At 53.3% G+C, this 23,099-nt stretch carries 20 protein-coding genes and 2 tRNA genes; 18 read left to right on the top strand and 4 right to left on the bottom strand.

All coding sequences use genetic code 11. The features are described from left to right. Window positions 1-229: 229 nt before the first annotated feature. Window positions 230-2,500 carry a TonB-dependent siderophore receptor gene (locus K5Y33_RS15710; RefSeq protein ID WP_222234483.1) on the top strand — a complete coding sequence of 757 codons (2,271 nt, stop codon included), beginning with the start codon at window positions 230-232 and terminating at the stop codon, window positions 2,498-2,500. Between the two features lie 6 nt (window positions 2,501-2,506). Here K5Y33_RS15710 and pmrB read toward each other — a convergent pair whose 3' ends face one another. The 3 genes from pmrB to dacB are packed head-to-tail and all read right to left on the bottom strand — an operon-like array spanning window position 2,507 to window position 5,660. After that, on the bottom strand, window positions 2,507-3,568 hold the full coding sequence (gene pmrB, locus K5Y33_RS15705) for a two-component system sensor histidine kinase PmrB (RefSeq protein WP_222234482.1): 1,062 nt from the start codon (window positions 3,566-3,568) through the stop codon (window positions 2,507-2,509). Continuing rightward, window positions 3,565-4,227: a two-component system response regulator PmrA gene (gene pmrA / locus K5Y33_RS15700; protein WP_222234481.1), complete on the bottom strand. Its 663-nt coding sequence runs from the start codon at window positions 4,225-4,227 to the stop codon at window positions 3,565-3,567. Before pmrA ends, pmrB begins: the two co-directional genes overlap by 4 nt. Continuing rightward, a complete protein-coding gene (gene dacB / locus K5Y33_RS15695) occupies window positions 4,227-5,660 on the bottom strand; it encodes a serine-type D-Ala-D-Ala carboxypeptidase (protein ID WP_137386837.1) in 1,434 nt (477 codons plus the stop codon). Before dacB ends, pmrA begins: the two co-directional genes overlap by 1 nt. A gap of 247 nt (window positions 5,661-5,907) precedes the next feature. Here dacB and greA point away from each other — a divergent pair, with 247 nt between their 5' ends. Next, on the top strand, window positions 5,908-6,384 hold the full coding sequence (greA, locus tag K5Y33_RS15690) for a transcription elongation factor GreA (protein ID WP_008104312.1): 477 nt from the start codon (window positions 5,908-5,910) through the stop codon (window positions 6,382-6,384). A 126-nt stretch (window positions 6,385-6,510) separates the two neighbouring features. On the opposite strand, the gene yhbY is transcribed toward greA, so the two are convergent. Next, complete coding sequence (gene yhbY, locus K5Y33_RS15685; RefSeq protein ID WP_007886683.1) at window positions 6,511-6,804, bottom strand: ribosome assembly RNA-binding protein YhbY; 294 nt, start codon at window positions 6,802-6,804, stop codon at window positions 6,511-6,513. A 125-nt stretch (window positions 6,805-6,929) separates the two neighbouring features. Between yhbY and rlmE the strand changes: the two genes are divergently transcribed. From rlmE to yrbN, 16 genes are all read left to right on the top strand, one after another. Further along, window positions 6,930-7,559, top strand: a complete 630-nt coding sequence (rlmE, locus tag K5Y33_RS15680; RefSeq protein WP_176970223.1) for a 23S rRNA (uridine(2552)-2'-O)-methyltransferase RlmE — start codon at window positions 6,930-6,932, stop codon at window positions 7,557-7,559. 175 nt (window positions 7,560-7,734) lie between these two features. Next, window positions 7,735-9,642: an ATP-dependent zinc metalloprotease FtsH gene (gene ftsH / locus K5Y33_RS15675; RefSeq protein ID WP_036620266.1), complete on the top strand. Its 1,908-nt coding sequence runs from the start codon at window positions 7,735-7,737 to the stop codon at window positions 9,640-9,642. Window positions 9,643-9,772: 130 nt separating this feature from the next. Continuing rightward, window positions 9,773-10,606, top strand: coding sequence for a dihydropteroate synthase (folP, locus tag K5Y33_RS15670; protein ID WP_101762254.1), 834 nt, complete (start codon window positions 9,773-9,775; stop codon window positions 10,604-10,606). Window positions 10,607-10,609: 3 nt separating this feature from the next. Continuing rightward, window positions 10,610-11,944 carry a phosphoglucosamine mutase gene (gene glmM, locus K5Y33_RS15665; RefSeq protein WP_101762253.1) on the top strand — a complete coding sequence of 445 codons (1,335 nt, stop codon included), beginning with the start codon at window positions 10,610-10,612 and terminating at the stop codon, window positions 11,942-11,944. Between the two features lie 214 nt (window positions 11,945-12,158). Beyond that, on the top strand, window positions 12,159-12,494 hold the full coding sequence (secG, locus tag K5Y33_RS15660; protein ID WP_007886689.1) for a preprotein translocase subunit SecG: 336 nt from the start codon (window positions 12,159-12,161) through the stop codon (window positions 12,492-12,494). A 49-nt stretch (window positions 12,495-12,543) separates the two neighbouring features. Next, window positions 12,544-12,630 (top strand) — tRNA-Leu (locus K5Y33_RS15655). A gap of 59 nt (window positions 12,631-12,689) precedes the next feature. After that, a tRNA-Met gene (locus K5Y33_RS15650) sits at window positions 12,690-12,766 on the top strand. 212 nt (window positions 12,767-12,978) lie between these two features. Further along, window positions 12,979-13,431: a ribosome maturation factor RimP gene (gene rimP, locus K5Y33_RS15645; protein ID WP_137386838.1), complete on the top strand. Its 453-nt coding sequence runs from the start codon at window positions 12,979-12,981 to the stop codon at window positions 13,429-13,431. Window positions 13,432-13,455: 24 nt separating this feature from the next. Next, on the top strand, window positions 13,456-14,943 hold the full coding sequence (gene nusA, locus K5Y33_RS15640) for a transcription termination factor NusA (RefSeq protein WP_101762251.1): 1,488 nt from the start codon (window positions 13,456-13,458) through the stop codon (window positions 14,941-14,943). A 17-nt stretch (window positions 14,944-14,960) separates the two neighbouring features. Then, entirely contained in the window at window positions 14,961-17,651 is a 2,691-nt protein-coding gene (gene infB / locus K5Y33_RS15635) for a translation initiation factor IF-2 (RefSeq protein ID WP_064737725.1), read from the top strand. Between the two features lie 65 nt (window positions 17,652-17,716). Then, on the top strand, window positions 17,717-18,124 hold the full coding sequence (gene rbfA / locus K5Y33_RS15630) for a 30S ribosome-binding factor RbfA (protein WP_101762250.1): 408 nt from the start codon (window positions 17,717-17,719) through the stop codon (window positions 18,122-18,124). After that, window positions 18,124-19,068 carry a tRNA pseudouridine(55) synthase TruB gene (gene truB / locus K5Y33_RS15625; RefSeq protein WP_192412497.1) on the top strand — a complete coding sequence of 315 codons (945 nt, stop codon included), beginning with the start codon at window positions 18,124-18,126 and terminating at the stop codon, window positions 19,066-19,068. The genes rbfA and truB overlap by 1 nt, the downstream gene beginning before the upstream one ends. Before the next feature lie 133 nt (window positions 19,069-19,201). Continuing rightward, window positions 19,202-19,471 (top strand): 30S ribosomal protein S15, encoded by a 270-nt coding sequence (gene rpsO / locus K5Y33_RS15620; protein WP_036620269.1) that lies wholly within the window; start codon window positions 19,202-19,204, stop codon window positions 19,469-19,471. A gap of 309 nt (window positions 19,472-19,780) precedes the next feature. Continuing rightward, complete coding sequence (gene pnp, locus K5Y33_RS15615) at window positions 19,781-21,919, top strand: polyribonucleotide nucleotidyltransferase (RefSeq protein WP_101762248.1); 2,139 nt, start codon at window positions 19,781-19,783, stop codon at window positions 21,917-21,919. A 129-nt stretch (window positions 21,920-22,048) separates the two neighbouring features. After that, window positions 22,049-22,933 (top strand): lipoprotein NlpI, encoded by an 885-nt coding sequence (nlpI, locus tag K5Y33_RS15610; RefSeq protein WP_008104288.1) that lies wholly within the window; start codon window positions 22,049-22,051, stop codon window positions 22,931-22,933. Window positions 22,934-23,037: 104 nt separating this feature from the next. Continuing rightward, complete coding sequence (gene yrbN / locus K5Y33_RS23820) at window positions 23,038-23,094, top strand: protein YrbN (protein WP_098053093.1); 57 nt, start codon at window positions 23,038-23,040, stop codon at window positions 23,092-23,094. Window positions 23,095-23,099: the final 5 nt, after the last annotated feature.

Genomic DNA, 23,099 nt, shown 5'->3' with positions numbered 1-23,099 from the left:
TTACATAAGCTTGATGAATAATACTATTGATAATAATTTGCATTTGCAATAGGGTGACTGCGCTCAAAAATGAGCACGCCTGTTCCGCCTGATGCTTACCGTTCGGTAAGGTTGCGCTACGGATGGTTTGAAGGGTCTGGAACTGGGCGCGATATGGACAGGGATCTTCTCACCGGCTCGCCAGTTAAGCATCCAACGGCTTTTTGCTGGCCATCCAGGAACGTATAAAATGAAAAATTACTCACGGTTATCGTTAGCCATTCTGATTGAACTTGGGCTCAGCGCCTCACTGCTTTCCAGCAGCGCCTGGGCAGCAGAGACTTCCTCCAGCAAAACCTCTGCCAGCACGACTGACGCACAATCAATGGACGGCGGCACCTTGATGGTCACCGCGCAGCAGCAGAACCTGCAAGCGCCGGGCGTCTCAACCATTACCGCCGACGAAATCAAAAAACATCCGCCCGCGCGTGATGTGTCTGAAATTATCCGTACCATGCCAGGCGTTAACCTGACAGGCAACTCCACCAGCGGCCAGCGCGGTAACAATCGCCAGATCGATATTCGTGGTATGGGCCCGGAAAACACCTTGATCATGGTGGACGGCATGCCGATCACCAGCCGCAACTCGGTGCGCCTTGGCTGGCGTGGCGAGCGTGATACGCGTGGCGACACCAACTGGGTGCCGCCGGAGATGATCGATCACATCGACGTGATTCGCGGACCGGCGGCGGTGCGTTACGGTAACGGCGCGGCGGGCGGTGTGGTGAATATCATCACTAAAAAACAGACCGATCAGCAGTGGCACGGTTCCTGGAACACCTATTACAACGTGCCGGAACATAAAGCGGAAGGCGCCACTAAGCGCACTAACTTCAGTCTGGAAGGGCCGCTGGGCGATGATTTCAACTTCCGTTTGTACGGTGGTTTAGCCAAAACCCAGGCCGATGCCTATGACATCAACGAAGGGCATGCGGCGGCGCGCACCGGCAGCTATGCGGGCAGCTATCCGGCCGGTCGTGAAGGTTCGGTTAATAAAGATATTAATGCTTTGCTGAGCTGGGCGTTTGCACCGATGCAGACGCTGGAGCTGCAGGCCGGTTACAGCCGTCAGGGCAACCTGTATGCGGGTGATACGCAGAACACCAACACCAGCGCGCTGGTGAAAAGCCTGTACGGTGATGAAACTAACCGCCTGTATCGCCAGAACGTCTCATTAAAATGGACCGGCGCATGGGATAACGGCGTCAGCACCAATACCTACGCGCGCTACGAGAAAACCCGCAACTCGCGTATCAATGAAGGTTTGGCCGGCGGCACCGAAGGCATCTTCTCTAACAGCGGTTTCAACACCATTCAGCTGGATGACGTGCTGCTGCATAGCGAAGTCAGCATTCCGTTTGAGCTGCTGTTTAACCAAACGGCGACGCTGGGTACCGAATGGAACCAGCAGCGCATGAAGGATGGCTCTTCCAACACGCAGGCGGCGAGCTACGGTTCGGTGCCGGGCATCGATAACACCGGTCGCAGCCCGTATTCCCAGGCAGAGATTTTCTCACTGTTTGCGGAAGACAACATGGAGCTGACCGATAGCACCATGCTGACGCCAAGCCTGCGTTTCGATCATCACTCGATTGTTGGCAATAACTGGAGCCCGTCGCTCAACCTGTCACAAGGTTTGGGCGATGACTTCACGCTGAAGATGGGGATTGGTCGCGCCTATAAAGCGCCGAGCCTGTATCAGACCAACCCGAACTACTTGTTGTACAGCAACGGTCAGGGTTGTGCGGCCAGCACCGGCGCCTGTTATCTGCAGGGTAACAGCGACCTGAAAGCGGAAAACAGCATCAACAAAGAGATTGGTCTGGAGTGGAAACACGAAGGTTATCAGGCCGGTTTAACCTGGTTCCGCAACGATTATCGCAACAAGATCGAAGCCGGTTACTCGCCTGTGAGCAAAGCATCCAATGGCACCACGGATATTTATAAGTGGGAAAACGTACCGAAAGCGGTGGTGGAAGGGCTGGAAGGCACCGTCAACGTGCCGTTCTCCGACAGCGTGATGTGGAATAACAACTTCACCTATATGCTGCAGAGTAAGAACAAAGAGACCGGCGATCGTTTATCGGTGATTCCGGAATACACGCTGAATTCGACGCTGAGCTGGCAGGCGACGCAGGATCTGTCGCTGCAAACCACGCTGACCTGGTACGGCACGCAGACGCCGAAGAAGTATGATTACAAAGGGAATCTTTCGACCGGCAGCGCAACGGATAAAGTGAGTCCTTACTCAATTATCGGTATGAGCGGTACCTACGATATCAACAAGTACGCCAGCGTCACGGTGGGCATTGATAACCTGTTCGATAAACGTCACTATCGCGAAGGTAATGCGCAAACCACCGGTAACGCCAACACCAACTCTTATCTGTATGGAGCGGGTGCGAATACCTACAACGAATCTGGACGTACTTACTTTATGAGCCTGAATACCCACTTCTAACGGCGCTTAGCCAATCAGTTGATGCGGTAAATAGCAGCGGGCAATCAGCCCGCTGCGATCTTCACGGTTCACCAGCTCCAGCCTGCCGCGATGCATCTGCACGATGCGCAGCACGATATTCAAACCCAAACCGCTGCCGCCATAACGCTGATCGCGACGACGAAACGCCTGTGTTAGCTCTTCCGCAGCGGCGGCTTCAATGCCGGGACCCTGATCCCACACTTCGATGATCACCTGCTGCTGGTCCTGCTGCATCTTCACCGCGACTTCGCTGCCTTCCGGGCTGTAGCGCGAGGCGTTTTCCAGCAGATTGCGCAGCATCAGGCGCAGCAGCACTGCTTCACCTTGCTGCGGCACATCGTCGTTCTGCGGCCAGCACAGGATTTGCTGACGCTGTTGATACAGCTCGGTCATTTCTGGTTTCAGCGGTTGCATGATGTCTTGTTGCCACTGCAACTGCTGATAGTGACCGCCCGCCAGCGCTTGCCCGGCGCGCGATAACATCAACAGCTGTTCCACGGTGTGCATCAACTGATCGATACGTTCAATTAGCATCTCGCTCTGCGGCACGTTCTGCTGGTGGAGCAGCTCGAGATGCAGGCGCAATCCGGCCAGCGGCGTGCGCAGCTCGTGTGCCGCATCGGCGGTGAACAGGCGTTCCTGCTGCAACGTGTGATCGAGGCGTGAAAACAGTTGGTTGATCGAGGTGGTTACCGCCACGATCTCATCCATTTCGGAGTAGATCGGCAACGGTGTCAGATTATCCGCTGAACGATGCGCAAGGCTGTCCTGCAGCGATTTCAGCGGACGAATAATCCAGTTAATCGCCCAAAACGACAGCAGCAAGGTGAGGGCGACCATGACTAAGGAAGGCAGCAGCAACGAGGCAATGGCTTCACGGATCTCGTTTTCTACCCGATCGTTACGCGCCTGCGCAGAGAGCGTTTCGTTGACTAAAAAACTGATCTGCTCGCGGCTTTCATGCCACAGCCAGATGGCGCTCATCACCTGACAGGTGAGGAGAATCAGCGCCAGCATAATCAATAACCGCTGACGCATGCTGTTCATTCGCGGATTTCCAGACGGTAACCGACGCCGCGCACGGTTTTGATGCGATCTTTTCCGAGCTTGCGACGCAAATTGTGGATGTGAACTTCGAGAGTGTTGGAGCCGGGATCGTCATTCCAGCTGTAGAGATCCTGCTGCAGCGTTTCGCGGTGTACGTTTTGCCCCACGCGCATCAGTAAGCGGGTGAGCAGTGCGAACTCTTTGGGCGTGATCTCCAGCGGCTGATCTTCCAGCAGAACCTGTTGTGAACTGAGATTGAGCGTCAGATCGCCCTGGTGCAGCAGGTTATCGCTGTGGCCCTGATAACGGCGGATCAGCGCCCGCACGCGTGCCTGCAGTTCAACCAACGCAAACGGCTTCACCAGATAATCGTCAGCGCCGGCATCCAGACCATCAACGCGATCCTCCAGCGCATCGCGCGCCGTGAGGATCAGTACCGGCACCGCAATGCCGTCACGTCGCCATTGTCGCAGCAGTGATGCGCCATCGCGATCCGGCAAGCCGAGATCGAGCACGATCAGGCTGTACTGACCGCTACGCAGCAGCGCGTTGCTCTCTGCGGCGGTACTGGCGCAGTCGATGGCGTAGCCTTGCGAGCTTAACGCCTGCGCAAGGCCCGATTGCAACAGCGCATCATCTTCAACGATTAGCAGTTTCATCAGTTGTTCTTGTTGATATCCGTATAGAGGCGGCTCTCAAAACGTACCAGCGGAATGCGGCGCGTTTTCTGATTTTCCGGCGGAACCGCGTAACCGGACAGGAACTGGACAAAGGCGACGCGCGCGCCGCTGGAGGTGGTGATGAATCCTGCCAGATTATAGACGCCCTGCAGCGAACCGGTTTTCGCCGAGACTTTGCCATCCAGCCCTGCTTCATGCAGACCGCCGCGATATTGCAGCGTGCCGTCGTAACCGGCCAGCGGCAGCATCGAAATGTAATTCAGCGTCGAATCATTTTTCGCAATGTATTGCAGCACTTGCATCATGGTCTCTGGCGCGATCAGGTCATGACGCGACAGCCCGGAACCATCAACCTGAATGCTGTTGCCCAGATCGACCCCGGCTTTTTCGCGCAGAATACGACGTACCGCATCTGAACCCGCACGGAAGGTGCCCGGCACGTTGAAGTAATGATGGCCGATGGTGCGGAACACGGTGTCGGCAATCATGTTGTCCGACTTCTTCAGCATGGTGTGCAGCAGCGTGTGCAGCGGCGCTGATTGCGTTGAAGCCAACACGGTACCCGGCGACGTCACTTGCGCCTGGCGAACCAGATGACCGCTGTAATCAATATCGGCGGCGCGCAGCTCGGCTTTAAGTATCTCACCGGCCCACGCAGCACCATCCTGCACGGCAAAGGCCAGCGGTAGCGGCTCTGAACGTTGACGCATGCAGCCGGTTAAGGTGTAACGATTGAGCTCGCCTGGTACCACATCCAGCTCGCAATATTGTCCGTCACCGCTGTTGCGGCCAATGGTGCGCACCTGACTGAACATGTGGGCCGGATAATAGGAGGCGATACGCACAAAGGCGTTTTCGCCCGGCGTATTGGCGCTATACAGCGACACGGAGAAACAGTTTTTATCGACGATGGCCGCTGCCGGTGGCGCACTAAAGCACTGCGTCAAATCGTTCCACGGCCAGCCTGGCGCCATATCGTGGCTGGCGAACACCGAAGTGTCGATCACCAGATTGCCCTTAATATGGGTGATGCCCTGTTTTTTCAGCGCTGTGACCATGTTGCGCAGATCCTGGCGGCTCAGCGTAGGATCGCCGCCAAATCGTGCCACTAAATCGCCATTCAGGGTGCCGTCATTGACCGCTCCTTTGGTTTCCATGGTGGTCTGGAAACGAAAATCGGGCCCGAGCTCTAATAAAGCCGCCAGCGCTGTCACCACTTTCATGGTGCTGGCCGGTAACGCCATCTGTTTGCCGTGATAATCGATTATCGGGGTGGATGCGCCCACTTTTTGTACCATCAGCGCCAGGTTTGCGCCGTCTGGCAAATACTGCATGTATTCTTCAACGGGAGCTGCTTGTGCCTGCAGCATAAACGCACAGGTTAATCCGGTAACAAGTCGTGAAAATCGCATAATCTCGCGGTAACTGACGGGTGAAGGCGTCAATACTACGTCCCCGGACGGTGCAAAGTAAACGATGACCCACAGGGAACTCTGGGGTAAAATACGTATCAAAATGCAAAACCGAACCTGACCCGGAAAGCTTTCCGGGTCAGGCTTCTTTTGCTTGTGAAAAGAGGTAACGCGCCGCAGAAGCTGTTTTCTGCTGTCACCGGTCAGGATGACGCCGTTAACCAGGATAGATGACGAGGAGCCAAAAATGAATCAGATTCCGATGACGTTGAAAGGCGCTGAGAAGCTACGCGAAGAGCTGAACGAACTGAAATCCGTGAAGCGTCCGCGCATTATCGCCTCCATCGCCACAGCCCGTGAGCACGGCGATTTGAAAGAGAATGCCGAATATCATGCGGCTCGCGAAGAACAGGGTTTCTGCGAGGGTCGTATTCAGGAGATCGAAGCCAAGCTTTCGAATGCGCAAGTCATTGATGTGACTGCCATGCCGAAAACCGGTCGCGTGATTTTTGGCGCTACCGTGACCATCCTCAATGTGGATACGGATGAAGAGTTCACCTATCGCATCGTGGGTGACGATGAAGCTGACTTCAAACAGAACCTGATTTCAGTGAATTCGCCGATGGCGCGTGGATTGGTTGGAAAATCAGCCGACGATGTCGCGATTGTGAAAACCCCAGGCGGGGATGTGGAATATGAAGTCCTGAAGGTGGAATACCTTTAAGATATTGCTACGCTTTGCAATATGTCGCTGCATTTTGTAAAGAAAGGAAAAAGGCCGCACTGCGGCCTTTTATCACATGCAGGAGCGTGGCACTTTCTTTGCCCGTCGCCGCCTTTAAAGGCATGATTAACGCGGAAGAGTAATTTTACGCTCTTTGGCAGGGCGATACAGCACCAGCGTGTTGCCGATTACCTGTACGTTGCCTGCTTTAGTTTCACGCACGATAGCGTCCACGATCAGCTGCTTAGTTTCACGATCTTCCGAGGCAATTTTTACCTTGATCAATTCGTGATGCTCGAGCGCCAGTTCGATTTCGGCGAGCACGCCTTCGGTCAGGCCATTTCCGCCCAGCATGACAACCGGCTTAAGCGGATGGGCAAGGCCTTTGAGGTGCTGTTTTTGTTTGGTACTCAGATTCATCGTATTTTTTGCTTACTCAGGGATTGAAAACGGTTCATTCTACCGCCATCTCGGGTATATCGCCAAATCAACGCGACCATTGCGTGCTGATTTATCGCTACGATGACGATTTAATTGGAAAAATTATGACGGGTAAAAAGCGTTCGGCCAGTTCCAGTCGCTGGCTACAGGAACACTTTAGCGATAAATATGTGCTGCAGGCACAGAAAAAAGGGTTACGTTCGCGTGCCTGGTTTAAACTTGAAGAAATTCAGCAGGGTGACAAGATTTTCAAACCCGGGATGACGGTTGTCGATCTCGGTGCGGCACCCGGCGGTTGGTCGCAATATGTGGTTCAGCTTATCGGATCAAGTGGTCGTATCATAGCCTGCGATCTGTTACCAATGGATCCGATTGTTGGCGTTGATTTTTTGCAGGGCGATTTTCGCGATGAGGCGGTACTTGGCGCCTTGCTGGAGCGCGTAGGCGACCAAAAGGTGCAGGTGGTGATGTCTGATATGGCACCCAACATGAGCGGTACACCTGCGGTTGATATTCCACGTTCGATGTATTTGGTAGAATTGGCGCTGGAAATGTGTCGGGATATCCTGGCCCCAGGCGGCAGTTTTGTCGTGAAAGTGTTTCAGGGAGATGGCTTCGATGAATACCTGCGGGAAATTCGCTCCCTGTTTACGAAAGTGAAAATTCGTAAGCCGGACGCTTCGCGATTACGTTCGCGCGAAGTGTACATTGTGGCGACGGGGCGCAAACTTTAGCCCGAAATGCCGGAATCAAAGCAAGACGACCAATGCGTTTACTCTGATGTGTAATTCTGAGTTTCAGGGTAAACAAGCAAAATCATCCGCACTGCGATTCCAGGTATGAAGGATCTATAGTACCCTACGCTGTCTGTTAACATCGTTGTAATATGAGGTTAATCCCTTGAGTGACATGGCGAAAAACCTGATTCTCTGGTTAGTCATCGCGGTCGTGCTGATGTCTGTATTCCAGAGCTTTGGGCCCAGCGAGTCGAATGGCCGTAGGGTTGATTATTCAACTTTCCTATCGGAAGTGAACCAAGATCAGGTCCGCGAGGCACGAATTAACGGGCGTGAGATTAACGTTGTCAAAAAAGACAGCAATAAATACACCACCTATATCCCCGTCAACGATCCTAAGTTACTCGATAACCTGTTGACTAAAAACGTCAAAGTAGTTGGCGAACCGCCTGAAGAACCAAGCCTGCTGGCTTCCATCTTCATCTCATGGTTCCCAATGCTGCTGCTGATTGGCGTGTGGATCTTCTTTATGCGGCAGATGCAGGGCGGCGGCGGCAAGGGCGCGATGTCCTTCGGCAAGAGCAAAGCCCGCATGCTGACCGAAGATCAGATCAAAACTACTTTTGCTGACGTGGCCGGTTGTGATGAGGCCAAAGAAGAAGTTGGGGAGCTGGTTGAGTATCTACGTGAGCCGAGCCGTTTCCAGAAGCTGGGCGGTAAAATTCCGAAAGGCGTCCTGATGGTCGGCCCTCCGGGTACCGGTAAAACGCTGCTGGCGAAAGCGATTGCTGGTGAAGCCAAAGTCCCGTTCTTTACCATTTCCGGTTCTGACTTTGTGGAAATGTTTGTCGGTGTAGGTGCATCTCGTGTGCGTGACATGTTCGAACAAGCGAAGAAAGCGGCACCGTGCATCATCTTTATCGATGAAATCGATGCGGTTGGCCGTCAGCGTGGCGCCGGTTTAGGCGGTGGTCACGATGAACGTGAACAAACGCTGAACCAGATGCTGGTTGAGATGGATGGCTTTGAAGGTAATGAAGGCATCATCGTTATCGCGGCAACTAACCGTCCAGATGTTCTTGACCCGGCGCTGCTGCGTCCAGGCCGCTTCGACCGTCAGGTTGTGGTGGGTCTGCCAGACGTGCGTGGTCGTGAGCAGATTCTGAAAGTCCATATGCGTCGTGTGCCGCTGGCAACCGATATGGATCCATCAGTTATCGCACGTGGTACGCCTGGTTTCTCCGGTGCGGATTTGGCTAACCTGGTCAACGAAGCTGCGCTGTTTGCTGCTCGCGGCAACAAGCGTGTTGTTTCGATGGTTGAGTTTGAAAAAGCCAAAGACAAAATCATGATGGGTGCGGAACGTCGCTCCATGGTGATGACCGAAGAGCAGAAAGAATCGACGGCTTATCATGAAGCGGGTCACGCGATTGTGGGTACGCTGGTTCCGGGTTACGATCCGGTGCACAAGGTCACCATCATTCCGCGTGGTCGTGCTCTGGGTGTGGCTTTCTTCTTGCCAGTAGGCGATGAGATCAGCGCCAACCGTCAGAAGCTGGAAAGCCGTATTTCTGTGGCTTACGGCGGACGTCTGGCGGAAGAGATCATTTATGGTCCGGACTATGTTTCTACCGGTGCTTCATCTGACATCAAAATGGCGACCAGCGTAGCACGCAACATGGTTACGCAGTGGGGCTTCTCTGAGAAGCTGGGTCCATTGCTTTACGCTGAAGAAGAGGGCGAAGTGTTCCTCGGTCGCTCAGTGGCGAAAGCAAAACACATGTCAGATGAAACGGCGCGCATTATCGATCAGGAAGTTAAACACCTTATCGATACCAACTACCAGCGTGCACGCCGTATTCTGAATGAAAACATGGATATCCTTCACGCGATGAAAGACGCGCTGATGAAGTATGAGACCATCGATGCACCGCAGATCAGCGATCTGATGGCACGTCGCGAAGTGCGTCCACCAGCAGGTTGGGAAGAGGCGAAAGTTGCTGTGGGTAACGGCGACTCTACGCAGGCTCCACGTCCTGTTGATGACCCGAAAACGCCGGGTTCAGACAAGATCATGTGATGGCATTCTGGCGGGATGCGTTGCTCACCGCCAGTTCTCCCTCCCGCAATACTTGTTACAATGCAAACCCCGGCCAGTCCGGGGTTTTTTACATTCCGCGATTCAGTGATTCCTCAAGGAGATTCTCGCCATGAAGTTGTTCGCCCGTGATTCCCATCTCGATCTCTCTTTTCCCCATGTGATGGGTATTTTGAATGTCACGCCGGACTCTTTCTCTGATGGTGGAAGTCACAACACGCTGGTCGATGCGCTGACGCACACTAATGAAATGGTGAATGCCGGTGCCACCATTATTGATGTGGGCGGTGAATCAACGCGTCCGGGCGCTGATGAAGTTAGCGTGGAAGAGGAGCTGGCACGCGTTATTCCGGTGGTGGAAGCCATCGCGCAGCGTTTTGAGGTGTGGATTTCGGTCGATACTTCTAAGCCAGAAGTGATCCGTGAAGCGGCGCGAGTGGGTGCTCACATTATCAATGACATTCGTTCTTTGTCCGAACCGGGCGCGCTGGCGGCGGCGGCAGAAACAGGCTTGCCGGTGTGTCTGATGCATATGCAAGGAGAACCGCGCACCATGCAGCAGGCACCGGAATATAGCCACATCGTGAGCGAAGTGGATGCTTACTTCGCTGCACAGATTGCGCGATGTGAAGCAGCCGGCATCAAAAAAGATAATCTGATGCTCGATCCTGGCTTCGGTTTCGGTAAGAATCTCAGCCACAACTATGAACTGCTGGCCAACCTCAGCCATTTCCACCACTACGGCTTACCGCTGTTGGTAGGAATGTCACGCAAGTCGATGGTTGGGCAGTTGCTAAATGTCGGTCCGGCCCAGCGTCTGACCGGAAGCCTCAGCTGTGCGGTGATTGCCGCCATGCAAGGGGCGCAAATTATTCGCGTGCATGATGTGAAAGAGACTGTCGAAGCGATGCGCGTCGTCGAAGCGACACGGAGAGCAAAAGGATAAAGCATGAGTAATCGTAAATATTTCGGTACAGATGGGATTCGCGGCAAAGTCGGTGAAGCACCGATTACCCCTGATTTTGTCCTCAAGTTGGGCTGGGCGGCGGGTAAGGTGCTGGCGCGCCAGGGTTCACGCAAAGTATTGATTGGTAAAGATACGCGTATTTCAGGCTATATGCTGGAATCGGCACTGGAAGCTGGCCTGGCGGCGGCGGGATTGTCGGCGGCTTTCACCGGCCCGATGCCGACACCTGCAATTGCTTATCTGACCCGCACTTTCCGCGCGGAAGCGGGTATTGTCATTTCAGCTTCTCATAATCCCTTTGACGACAATGGCATCAAATTCTTCTCGGCTGAAGGTACCAAGCTGCCAGATGAAGTTGAAGAAGCCATCGAACTGGAGATGGAAAAGCCGATCACCTGCGTAGAGTCGGCTGAACTGGGCCGCGCCAGTCGCATTGTCGATGCTGCTGGTCGTTACATCGAATTCTGCAAAGGGACTTTCCCAAGCGAGCTGAGCCTGAATGGGCTAAAGATTGTGGTCGATTGTGCGAATGGCGCGACGTATCACATTGCGCCTAATGTGCTGCGTGAGCTGGGTGCGAATGTGATTGCTATCGGCGTGCAGCCGGATGGCATGAACATCAACAAAGATTGCGGTGCGACCGATCTGCGTTTGCTGCAGCATCGCGTGTTGGAAGAGAAGGCCGATCTCGGACTGGCGTACGACGGTGATGGCGACCGCATCATGATGGTTGACCATTTAGGTCACAAAGTCGATGGCGATCAAATTCTCTACATCATTGCGCGTGAAGGGCTGCGTCAGGGCCAGCTGCGCGGTGGCGTGGTGGGCACGTTAATGAGCAACATGGGTCTGGAACTGGCGCTGAAACAGCTGGGTATTCCGTTTACCCGTGCGAAAGTGGGCGACCGCTATGTGCTGGAAAAAATGCAGGAGAAGGGCTGGCGTCTAGGAGCCGAAAACTCCGGTCACGTCATTCTGCTGGATAAAACCACCACCGGCGACGGCATCGTAGCAAGTTTGCAAGTGCTTACTGCAATCGTACGCAACCATATGACGCTACACGACCTGTGCAGTGGCATGAAAATGCTGCCGCAGATTCTGGTCAATGTGCGCTTCGCTGGCGAGCACGATCCGCTGGAAAGCGAAAGCGTGAAAGCTGTCACTGCGGAAGCTGAAAAAACGCTGGCGGGACGCGGTCGCGTGTTGCTGCGCAAATCCGGCACTGAACCCCTGATTCGTGTGATGGTGGAAGGTGAAGATGAGGCGCAGGTCAGTGCGCTGGCGCATAAAATCGCGGATGCAGTAAAAGCGGTGTAAGTTTTCAGGCGGGGAGTTTTTAAACTTTCCGCCTGCAAAATCACCGGGATGGTGCTTTTTTCCGCAATCGAAAGCGATGGTGAAAATTGCACTTGCAGAGGTATGTGCCTTTGGTTAGTATTCACACCCGCTTCTGATGGGTGATGACGAGACTCCCCATCGATATTGGTTGAAGCTTTAACTGTGCAGATACGCGCAAGGAAACAGGTTGATTATGTACGAAGCTCTGTTAGTTGTTTTCCTTATTGTAGCGATTGGCCTCGTGGGTTTGATCATGCTGCAGCAAGGCAAAGGCGCTGATATGGGAGCCTCATTCGGTGCAGGCGCTTCTGGTACGCTGTTCGGTTCAAACGGGTCTGGCAACTTTATGACTCGCATGACCGCGGTACTGGCTACGCTGTTCTTCATCATCAGCCTGGTTCTGGGTAACCTGAACAGTAATAAAACAGCCAAAGGTAGCGAGTGGGATAACCTCACTGCGCCGGCGCAGTCTGAACAGCAGACTCAGCCAGCTAAACCGGCAACGCCGGGCAATGATATCCCGCAGTAAGATCGTCAACGCTGTAGTGCGATAAAACAACGTCGCAGTCTAGTGATGTACCGAGGTGGTGAAATTGGTAGACACGCTACCTTGAGGTGGTAGTGCTCGAAAGGGCTTACGGGTTCAAGTCCCGTCCTCGGTACCAAATCTCAGTTTAACTTGCATTTTTTGCAAGGTCGGCGTATTATTCGCCACGTTTTCGGACGCGGGGTGGAGCAGCCTGGTAGCTCGTCGGGCTCATAACCCGAAGGTCGTCGGTTCAAATCCGGCCCCCGCAACCACTTTCCCTTAGAGTTCTTTTTCAAATATACTGTATGCATCGACGGACGCAATCTCAGTGATTTTTGAAAAAAATTCTTTTGGATTGTGCTCCGAAGCCGCTATGCGGCGTACAGGGTCCAGTCACAAAAAGCCCCGAATATTCGGGGTTTTTTGTTATCAGGAAATCGAAACACTGGGCTATAGGCCCTTTTTTTATGTCTTGGGGGTGGGCTTGTCCACATTAGAGCAAAAATTGACAGAGTTGATCTCTGCTCCAGTAGAAGCGCTTGGCTACGAATTAGTCGGTATTGAGTTTATTCGTGGTCGCACATCAACCCTGCGCATCTATATTGATAGTGAAGAGGGTATCAATGTTGATGATTGCGCCGATGTTAGCCACCAGGTTAGCGCAGTAATGGATGTGGAAGATCCAATTACCGTGGCTTACAACCTTGAAGTTTCCTCGCCGGGTCTCGAACGTCCTCTTTTCACTGCTGAACACTATGCACGTTTTGTCGGTGACGAGGTGAGCCTGGTACTACGCATGGCCGTACAAAACCGCCGTAAATGGCAGGGTATCATCAAGTCTGTTGAAGGCGAGATGATCACGGTGACCGTTGAGGGTAACGATGAAGTGTTCGCGCTGAGCAACATTCAGAAAGCGAACCTGGTCCCCCACTTTTAAAAGTCCGGATTGAGGCTAACCAGGATGAACAAAGAGATCTTAGCTGTAGTAGAAGCCGTTTCTAACGAAAAAGCCCTGCCGCGTGAGAAAATCTTCGAAGCGCTGGAGAGCGCTTTGGCCACTGCGACCAAAAAGAAGTATGAGCAAGAGATCGAAGTGCGTGTCAGCATCGATCGCCGCAGCGGCGATTTCGACACCTTTCGTCGCTGGCAGATTGTAGAAGAAGTCACGCAGCCGACTCGCGAGATCACGCTGGATGCAGCCCGTTATGAAGACGAAGCGTTCAATCTGGGCGAATTTGTCGAAGATCAGATTGAATCTGTCACCTTCGACCGTATCACCACCCAAACTGCTAAGCAGGTTATCGTACAAAAAGTACGTGAAGCTGAGCGCGCAATGGTGGTTGATCAGTTCCGTCAGCACGAAGGCGAAATCATCACCGGCGTGGTGAAGAAAGTGAACCGTGACAACATTTCACTGGACCTCGGCAGCAATGCTGAAGCCGTGATTTTGCGTGAAGACATGCTGCCGCGTGAAAACTTCCGTCCAGGTGACCGTATCCGCGGTGTGCTGTATGCCGTTCGCCCTGAAGCGCGTGGCGCGCAGCTGTTCGTCACCCGTTCTAAACCAGAAATGCTAATCGAGTTGTTCCGCATTGAGGTGCCAGAAATTGGCGAAGAAGTTATCGAGATCAAAGCGGCAGCGCGCGATCCGGGTTCACGCGCCAAAATCGCGGTGAAGACCAACGATAAACGTATTGATCCAGTGGGCGCTTGCGTCGGTATGCGCGGTGCGCGTGTCCAGGCGGTTTCGAGCGAGCTGGGTGGCGAGCGTATCGACATTGTGCTGTGGGACGACAACCCGGCGCAGTTCGTTATCAACGCTATGGCGCCAGCCGATGTGGCGTCAATTGTGGTGGATGAAGACAATCACACCATGGATATCGCTGTTGAAGCCGGCAATCTGGCTCAGGCGATCGGCCGTAACGGCCAAAACGTGCGTCTGGCTTCCCAACTGAGCGGTTGGGAACTAAACGTGATGACCGTCGATGATCTGCAGGCTAAGCACCAAGCTGAAGCCCATGCAGCGATCGATATGTTCACCAAACATCTCGACATCGACGAAGAGTTCGCCACCATTCTGGTGGAAGAGGGCTTCTCTTCGCTGGAAGAATTGGCTTATGTGCCAATCAACGAGCTGCTGGAAATCGACGGCCTCGATGAAGAGACCATTGAAGCCCTGCGTGAACGAGCAAAAAATGCGTTAACCACCCTGGCATTAGCGAAAGAAGAGAGCCTTGGTAATCAGGAGCCCGCTGAGGATCTTCTGAATCTTGAGGGCTTGGATCGTGCGCTGGCGTATCGCCTGGCGTCGAAAGGCGTTTGCACGCTGGAAGATCTCGCTGAGCAAGGTGTTGACGATCTGACAGATATTGAAGGGCTGGATGACGAGAAAGCCGGTGCGCTGATTATGGCTGCACGTAATATCTGCTGGTTCGGCGATGACGCGTAATAACAGGAAGGAACAGCATGACAGATGTAACCGTAAAATCGCTGGCCGCCGAAATTCAGACCCCGGTCGATCGCCTGGTACAGCAATTTGCTGATGCAGGGATTCGTAAGTCTGAAAACGATGCGGTATCCCAGCAAGAGAAAGAAACCTTACTGTCTCACCTGAATCGTGAGCACGGTCAGACCGGTTCAAGCAAGCTGACTTTGCAGCGCAAGACGCGCAGCACCTTGAATATTCCCGTCACCGGGGGTAAAAGTAAGTCGGTACAAATCGAAGTCCGCAAAAAGCGCACATACGTGAAAGGCGATGCAGAGTCTGAGCAAGCTCAGGCAGAAGCGGAAGCCGAGGCGCAGCGTGAAGCGGAAGAGCAGGCGCGTCGCGAGGCGGAAGAACAAGCCCGTCGCGAAGCTGAACAGAAAGCGCAACGTGAAGCCGAAGACAAAGCCAAGCGCGAAGCCGCTGACAAGGCTAAACGTGAAGCAGCGGAAAAAGAGAAATTGACTAATCAACCTACCGATGTAGTAGCCAAGGCTGCGCAATCTGATAAAGCCCGTCGTGAAGCAGAAGCTGCCGAACTGAAACGTAAAGCAGAAGAAGAAGCACGCCGTAAGCTGGAAGAAGATGCGCGCCGCGTGGCTGAAGAAGCCCGCCGCCTGGCTGAAGAGAAAGGCGCTGAATGGGCAAAACCTGAAGAAGAGGATAAAGGCGACTATCACGTCACTACCTCTACTCACGCCCGTCAGGCAGAAGACGAGAACGATCGCCAGGTAGAAGCTGGCCGTGCACGTGCTCGCACCACCAAAGCGGCTCGTCCGGTTAAGAAAGGCAACAAGCATTCTGAAGCTAAAACCGATCGCGAAGAAGCGCGTGCTCAGGTGCGTGGCGGCAAAGGCGGTAAGCATCGTAAGCCAAGCACCCTGCAGCAGGGCTTTAACAAGCCGGCTCAGGCGGTTAACCGCGATGTTGTCATCGGTGAAACCATCACCGTTGCTGAACTGGCCAACAAAATGGCGATCAAAGGTTCTCTGGTCGTTAAAGCGATGATGAAGATGGGCGCCATGGCGACCATTAACCAGGTTATCGATCAAGAAACCGCTCAGATGGTTGCGGAAGAGATGGGTCACAAAGTGATCCTGCGCCGCGAGAATGAGCTGGAAGAAGCGGTAATGGACGATCGTGACACCGATGCTGCGCAGGAAAGCCGTGCGCCAGTCGTCACCATCATGGGTCACGTTGACCACGGTAAAACCTCGCTGCTTGACTACATTCGTTCAACGAAAGTGGCATCAGGCGAAGCGGGCGGTATTACCCAGCACATTGGTGCTTACCACGTTGAAACTGACAACGGTATGATCACCTTCCTCGATACCCCGGGACACGCCGCGTTTACCGCAATGCGTGCTCGTGGTGCGCAGGCCACGGATATCGTTATCCTGGTTGTGGCTGCTGACGATGGCGTGATGCCTCAGACCGTTGAAGCTATCCAGCATGCGAAAGCAGCCGGTGTGCCAGTGGTTGTTGCGGTTAACAAAATTGATAAGCCTGATGCTGATCCAGACCGCGTTAAGAACGAACTGACCCAGTACGGAATTCTTCCGGAAGAGTGGGGCGGTGAGAACATGTTCGTTAACGTCTCTGCGAAAGCCGGTACCGGTATCGACGACCTGCTGAATGCGATTCTGCTGCAAGCTGAAGTTCTGGAACTGTCTGCTATCCGTGAAGGTATGGCGAGCGGCGTGGTGATTGAATCGTTCCTCGACAAAGGTCGTGGCCCGGTTGCTACCGTGCTGGTACGTGAAGGTACGCTGAACAAAGGCGATATCGTGCTGTGCGGCTTCGAATATGGCCGTGTACGTGCGATGCGTGACGAACTGGGTCGTGAAGTACTGGAAGCGGGTCCATCCATTCCAGTCGAAATCCTCGGTCTGTCCGGTGTGCCGGCTGCGGGTGATGAAGCGACTGTAGTACGTGATGAGAAGAAAGCGCGTGAAGTTGCACTGTATCGTCAGGGCAAATTCCGCGAAGTTAAGCTGGCGCGTCAGCAGAAGTCTAAGTTGGAGAACATGTTCGCCAACATGACTGAAGGCGAAGTGTCTGAGCTGAACATCGTGCTGAAATCTGACGTACAGGGTTCTGTCGAAGCCATCTCTGATTCGCTGCTGAAACTCTCTACCGACGAAGTGAAAGTACGCATTATCGGTTCAGGCGTGGGTGGTATCACCGAAACCGACGCCACGCTGGCTGCAGCATCCAACGCCATCATTCTCGGCTTCAACGTGCGTGCTGATGCATCTGCTCGCCGCGTGATTGACGCTGAAAACGTTGACCTGCGTTACTACTCCGTCATCTATAATCTGATTGACGAAGTGAAAGCTGCGATGAGCGGTATGCTGGCTCCAGAGTTCAAACAGCAGATTATCGGTCTGGCTGCAGTACGTGACGTGTTCAAATCACCGAAATTTGGTGCCATCGCGGGCTGTATGGTCACTGAAGGTATCATCAAACGTCACAACCCAATCCGTGTACTGCGTGACAACGTGGTTATCTATGAAGGCGAGCTGGAATCTCTGCGTCGCTTCAAAGATGACGTCAACGAAGTTCGTAACGGCATGGAATGTGGTATTGGCGTGAAGAACTATAACGACGTTCGCGTTGGCGATATGATCGAAGTGTTCGAAGTGATTGAAATTAAACGCACCATCGATTGATCATCATTTGATGTGTTGCAATTTGGGAGGCCTCTGGCCTCCCGAATTATTTGGGAGAAAGAATAATGGCAAAAGAATTTGGCCGCCAACAGCGCGTTTCTCAGGAGTTGCAGAAAGAGATCGCAATTATCCTGCAGCGCGAAATTAAAGATCCACGTCTCGGTATGATGGTGACGGTTTCGGGCGTCGAAGTGTCGCGCGATCTTGCCTATGCCAAGGTGTTTGTGACCTTTTTGAATGACAAAGATGAAGAAGCAGTGCAAAACGGCCTGAAGGCGCTGAAAGAAGCCTCTGGCTATATCCGTACGCTGGTAGGTAAAGCGATGCGCCTGCGCATCGTGCCGGAGCTAACCTTCTTCTACGACAACTCGCTGATCGAAGGTATGCGCATGTCGAACCTGGTCAGCAACGTTATTAAGAGCGATGTTGAGCGTCGTGGCGATAGCCCGGCGGAAGATGACAAGGAGGACTAATGAGCCGTCCTCGTCGTCGCGGTCGCGACGTCCACGGTGTGTTTCTGCTGGATAAGCACCAAGGCGCATCTTCCAATGATGTGCTGCAGAAAGTAAAACGTCTGTTCAACGCGAACAAAGCGGGCCACACCGGCGCCCTCGATCCTCTGGCGACCGGCATGCTGCCGGTTTGCCTCGGCGAAGCCACCAAGTTTTCGCAGTATCTGCTCGATTCGGACAAGCGTTATCGCGTCATTGCTCGCCTGGGTGAACGCACCGATACGTCTGATGCCGACGGTAATATTGTTGAGACGCGTCCGATTACTTTTGATCAGGCGGCACTGGATGCAGCGCTGGACTATTTTCGTGGCGACACCATGCAGGTGCCGACCATGTTCTCCGCGCTGAAGTATCAGGGACGCAAGCTGTACGAGTACGCACGTGAAGGCATAACCGTGCCGCGTGAAGCGCGCCCGATCAAAGTGTTTGAGCTGCAGTTTATTCGCTGGGAAGGTGATGAACTGGAGCTGGAGATTCACGTCTCTAAAGGCACTTACATCCGCACTATCATCGACGATCTCGGTGAACGGCTTGGCTGCGGTGCGCACGTTATCATGCTGCGTCGTCTGCAGGTGGCGCGTTATCCGATCGAAAGAATGGTGACGCTGGAGCAGCTGCAGGAAGTGGCGGCCACCGTCAACATGGCGGAAACGCCGGATTACAGTGCGCTCGATGCGTTATTGCTGCCGATGGATAGTCCGGCAGAAGAGTTCCCGATGGTGAATTTGCTGCCTACGGTGGCGGCTTATTTCAAACAAGGTATGCCGGTTCAGGTGGCGGATGCGCCGGAACAGGGATTGGTGCGCGTGACGGAAGGTGATGAGCACAAATTCATTGGTATGGCCGAAATCGCCGACGATGGGCGCGTGGCGCCGCGTCGTCTGGTGGTAGAATTTCCTGCGTAATCAAGCCTCTCGCATTTGACCTAACGGCGCAATTGCGTTGCTATCAGGCGAAGAGTAGAATGGCGCGGCTTTAAAAGCGGGCTGCTGAATTAGAGATCGGCACCCATACATTCATTATCCAACGGAGTTTATTATGTCTCTAAGCGTAGAAGCTAAAGCAGAGATCGTTGCTAAATACGGTCGTGGTACCAACGACAGCGGTTCAACTGAAGTTCAGGTTGCTCTGCTGACTGCTCAGATTAACCACCTGCAGGGTCACTTCTCTGAGCACAAGAAAGATCACCACAGCCGTCGCGGTCTGCTGCGCATGGTATCTCAGCGTCGTAAGCTGCTGGACTACCTGAAGCGTAAAGACGTTGCTCGCTACACCGGTCTGATCGAAAGCCTGGGTCTGCGTCGCTAAGTCTGAAGAATCTGATCAAGGATGTAGCGCATGCACCATGCAAAAAAACGCATCTGACGATCAGATTTGTGCGAGTTTCGCGAAAAGGGGGCCTTTATGGCCCCTTTTTTCGAGCAATCCGCAGCAATCCGGACCAAACTCATGTATTGTTGCAGAGAGTGATCTTTGCTTGCAGAGGTTCGCGCGGCTAATGAGAGGCTTTACCGCATGGGCGGTTAAGGTTGTCATTAGTCGCGAGGATGCAACTGAAGATCGGTAATCCCCGGCGCGCCAGAATGGGCTGCGCCTCTGAATTTAAGGACTTAAATTTTGCTGAACCCGATCGTACGCAAATTCCAATATGGTCAGCATACCGTCACGCTGGAAACCGGCATGATGGCGCGCCAGGCTACCGCTGCAGTAATGGTGAGCATGGATGACACTGCTGTATTCGTTACCGTTGTTGGCCAGAAAAAAACTAAACCAGGTCAGGATTTCTTCCCGCTGACGGTTAACTATCAGGAGCGTACTTACGCTGCTGGTCGTATCCCGGGTAGCTTCTTCCGTCGTGAAGGCCGTCCAAGCGAAGGCGAAACCCTGATCTCACGCCTGATTGACCGTCCAGTTCGTCCGCTGTTCCCGGAAGGCTTCATTAACGAAGTGCAGGTTATTGCAACCGTTGTTTCTGTTAACCCACAGGTTAACCCAGACATCGTTGCGATGATCGGCGCATCTGCTGCGCTGGCTCTGTCAGGTCTGCCGTTCAATGGCCCAATCGGCGCAGCGCGCGTGGGTTATATCAACGATCAGTACGTACTGAACCCAACTGCTGATGAAATCAACGAATCACGTCTGAACCTGGTTGTTGCCGGTACCCAGAACGCGGTGCTGATGGTGGAATCAGAAGCTGACATCCTTACTGAAGAGCAGATGCTGGGCGCTGTGGTATACGGCCACGACCAACAGCAGATCGTTATCGAAAACATCAATGCGCTGGTTGCCGAAGCGGGTAAACCACGTTGGGATTGGCAGCCACTGCCAACTAACGATGCACTGATCGCACGCGTTACTGCACTGGCAGAAGCGGGCATCAGCGATGCCTATCGCATCACTGATAAGCAAGAGCGTTACACTCAGGTTGGCGCAGTGAAAGACGCGACCATTGCTGCACTGCAGGCTGAAGATGAAACGCTGGATGCTGGCGATATCGCTGACATCGTTCACGACCTTGAGAAGAGTGTTGTTCGAAGCCGCATCATCCGTGGCGAACCGCGTATCGATGGCCGTGAGAAAGATATGATTCGTGGCCTGGATGTGCGCACTGGCGTACTGCCACGCACGCACGGTTCTTCACTGTTTACGCGTGGTGAAACGCAAGCGCTGGTTACCGCAACATTGGGTACCGCACGTGATGCGCAGAATCTGGATGAGTTAATGGGCGAGCGTACCGATAGCTTCCTGTTCCACTACAACTTCCCTCCATACTGCGTGGGCGAAACCGGTATGGTTGGCTCACCGAAGCGTCGTGAAATTGGTCACGGTCGTCTGGCGAAGCGCGGCGTGCTGGCAGTAATGCCTAAGCAAGCTGATTTCCCCTACACCGTGCGTGTGGTTTCAGAGATCACAGAATCTAACGGTTCTTCTTCGATGGCTTCCGTGTGCGGTGCATCTCTGGCACTGATGGACGCTGGCGTACCGATTAAAGCTGCCGTAGCCGGTATTGCGATGGGTCTGGTTAAAGAAGCCGACAACTTTGTGGTTCTGTCTGACATCCTGGGTGACGAAGATCACCTCGGCGATATGGACTTTAAAGTAGCGGGTAGCCGCGATGGTATCACTGCGCTGCAGATGGATATCAAAATCGAAGGCATCACCCGCGAAATCATGCAGGTTGCTCTGAACCAAGCGAAGGGTGCGCGTCTGCACATTCTGAGCGTGATGGAACAGGCAATCAGCACGCCGCGTCAGGAAATTTCTGAGTTCGCGCCGCGCATTTACACCATCAAAATCAGTTCAGACAAGATCAAAGATGTCATCGGTAAAGGCGGCTCAGTGATCCGTGCGCTGACCGAAGAAACCGGCACCACCATCGAAATCGAAGATGACGGTACCGTGAAGATTGCTGCTACTGATGGCCTGAAAGCCAAAGAAGCCATTCGTCGTATCGAAGAGATCACTGCTGAGATCGAAGTTGGCCGCGTTTACTCTGGTAAAGTGACACGTATCGTTGATTTCGGTGCCTTCGTGGCAATCGGCGGCGGTAAAGAAGGTTTGGTGCACATCTCTCAGATCGCCGATAAGCGCGTAGAGAAAGTGACCGATTACCTGCAGATGGGCCAGGAAGTTCCAGTGAAAGTCATGGAAGTGGACCGTCAGGGCCGTGTACGCCTGAGCATCAAAGAAGCGACAGAGCAGAAACCAGCGGAAGAAGTTGCTACCGCTGCATCTGATGCATCTGACGCCGAGTAAGCGTTTACCGATTTACCTCTCCCTGCTTTGCGGGGAGAGGTGTTTAGATCATCGCGAGGGCGGGAATCCTTGTGCACAGCAGGAGGATGACAGGATGGTTGTCCCAATGTTTGTATTCGGGAGTGGGAAATGAAGCCTTTTTTGCGCTGGTGTTTTGTTGCGACAGCTATCACGCTGGCAGGATGCAGCAACTCCAATTGGCGTAAGAACGAAGTTCTGGCAGTACCTTTGCAGCCCACACTGCAGCAAGAGGTGATCCTGGCGCGAATGGAACAAATTCTTGCCAGTCGTGCCCTTACCGATGATGAACGCGCACAGCTATTATATGAGCGCGGAGTGTTGTATGATAGTTTGGGTCTGAGGGCATTAGCGCGGAACGATTTTTCGCAAGCGCTGTCTATAAGACCAGATATGCCTGAGGTATTTAACTATCTCGGTATATACTTAACGCAGGCAGGCAACTTTGATGCTGCCTATGAAGCGTTTGATTCTGTACTTGAGCTTGATCCAACTTACAACTATGCGCATTTAAACCGTGGTATCGCCCTCTATTACGGCGGTCGATACAAGTTAGCGCAAGATGATCTGCTGGCGTTTTATCAAGACGATCCTAACGATCCATTCCGCAGCCTTTGGCTCTATCTCGTTGAAAGCGATATGGATGCCGACAAGGCAAAAGTTACGCTGAGACAGCGTCATGACAAAGCGGTTCGCGATCAATGGGGATGGAATATTGTCGAGTTCTACCTTGGCGACATCAGTGAAAAAACGCTGATGGAACGTCTCAAGGCGGACGCAACGGATAACACCTCGCTCGCTGAACATCTCAGTGAAACCAACTTCTATTTAGGTAAGTATTACCTAAGTCTGGGGGAGAAGGACGACGCGAAAGCGTTGTTCAAACTGGCGGTGGCCAACAACGTAAATAACTTTGTTGAGCACCGATACGCATTGTTGGAACTGGCGCAACTCGGCCAGACACAAGACGATTTATCAGAATCTGACCAGCAATAGCTGACGAACTTTTATTGCCTGAATACCTGTAAAGTCATCATCTTCAGAGATGAGGGCTTTTCTGTTCGTCAAAACTTCTAATTTGAGCCGGTTCACACTTTTTGATGAAAATGACTGAAAGTTTTCACGACGAGTTATGTAGACTGGCCGCCGCAATCTAAGAGGC

The organism is Pantoea sp. DY-17 (assembly GCF_019795975.1).
GTDB classification, from domain to species: domain Bacteria; phylum Pseudomonadota; class Gammaproteobacteria; order Enterobacterales; family Enterobacteriaceae; genus Pantoea; species Pantoea leporis.
The sequence above is the reverse complement of the archived record's forward strand: the minus strand, read 5'-3'. Positions and strand labels throughout refer to the sequence as shown.

Excerpts from the sequence above, each read along its gene's own strand:
- K5Y33_RS15710 (WP_222234483.1), top strand. The coding sequence starts at position 230 with ATGAAAAATTACTCACGGTTATCGTTAGCCATTCTGATTGAACTTGGG.
- pmrB (WP_222234482.1), bottom strand. The coding sequence starts at position 3,568 with ATGAACAGCATGCGTCAGCGGTTATTGATTATGCTGGCGCTGATTCTC.
- pmrA (WP_222234481.1), bottom strand. The coding sequence starts at position 4,227 with ATGAAACTGCTAATCGTTGAAGATGATGCGCTGTTGCAATCGGGCCTT.
- dacB (WP_137386837.1), bottom strand. The coding sequence starts at position 5,660 with ATGCGATTTTCACGACTTGTTACCGGATTAACCTGTGCGTTTATGCTG.
- greA (WP_008104312.1), top strand. The coding sequence starts at position 5,908 with ATGAATCAGATTCCGATGACGTTGAAAGGCGCTGAGAAGCTACGCGAA.
- yhbY (WP_007886683.1), bottom strand. The coding sequence starts at position 6,804 with ATGAATCTGAGTACCAAACAAAAACAGCACCTCAAAGGCCTTGCCCAT.
- rlmE (WP_176970223.1), top strand. The coding sequence starts at position 6,930 with ATGACGGGTAAAAAGCGTTCGGCCAGTTCCAGTCGCTGGCTACAGGAA.
- ftsH (WP_036620266.1), top strand. The coding sequence starts at position 7,735 with ATGGCGAAAAACCTGATTCTCTGGTTAGTCATCGCGGTCGTGCTGATG.
- folP (WP_101762254.1), top strand. The coding sequence starts at position 9,773 with ATGAAGTTGTTCGCCCGTGATTCCCATCTCGATCTCTCTTTTCCCCAT.
- glmM (WP_101762253.1), top strand. The coding sequence starts at position 10,610 with ATGAGTAATCGTAAATATTTCGGTACAGATGGGATTCGCGGCAAAGTC.
- secG (WP_007886689.1), top strand. The coding sequence starts at position 12,159 with ATGTACGAAGCTCTGTTAGTTGTTTTCCTTATTGTAGCGATTGGCCTC.
- nusA (WP_101762251.1), top strand. The coding sequence starts at position 13,456 with ATGAACAAAGAGATCTTAGCTGTAGTAGAAGCCGTTTCTAACGAAAAA.
- infB (WP_064737725.1), top strand. The coding sequence starts at position 14,961 with ATGACAGATGTAACCGTAAAATCGCTGGCCGCCGAAATTCAGACCCCG.
- rbfA (WP_101762250.1), top strand. The coding sequence starts at position 17,717 with ATGGCAAAAGAATTTGGCCGCCAACAGCGCGTTTCTCAGGAGTTGCAG.
- truB (WP_192412497.1), top strand. The coding sequence starts at position 18,124 with ATGAGCCGTCCTCGTCGTCGCGGTCGCGACGTCCACGGTGTGTTTCTG.
- rpsO (WP_036620269.1), top strand. The coding sequence starts at position 19,202 with ATGTCTCTAAGCGTAGAAGCTAAAGCAGAGATCGTTGCTAAATACGGT.
- nlpI (WP_008104288.1), top strand. The coding sequence starts at position 22,049 with ATGAAGCCTTTTTTGCGCTGGTGTTTTGTTGCGACAGCTATCACGCTG.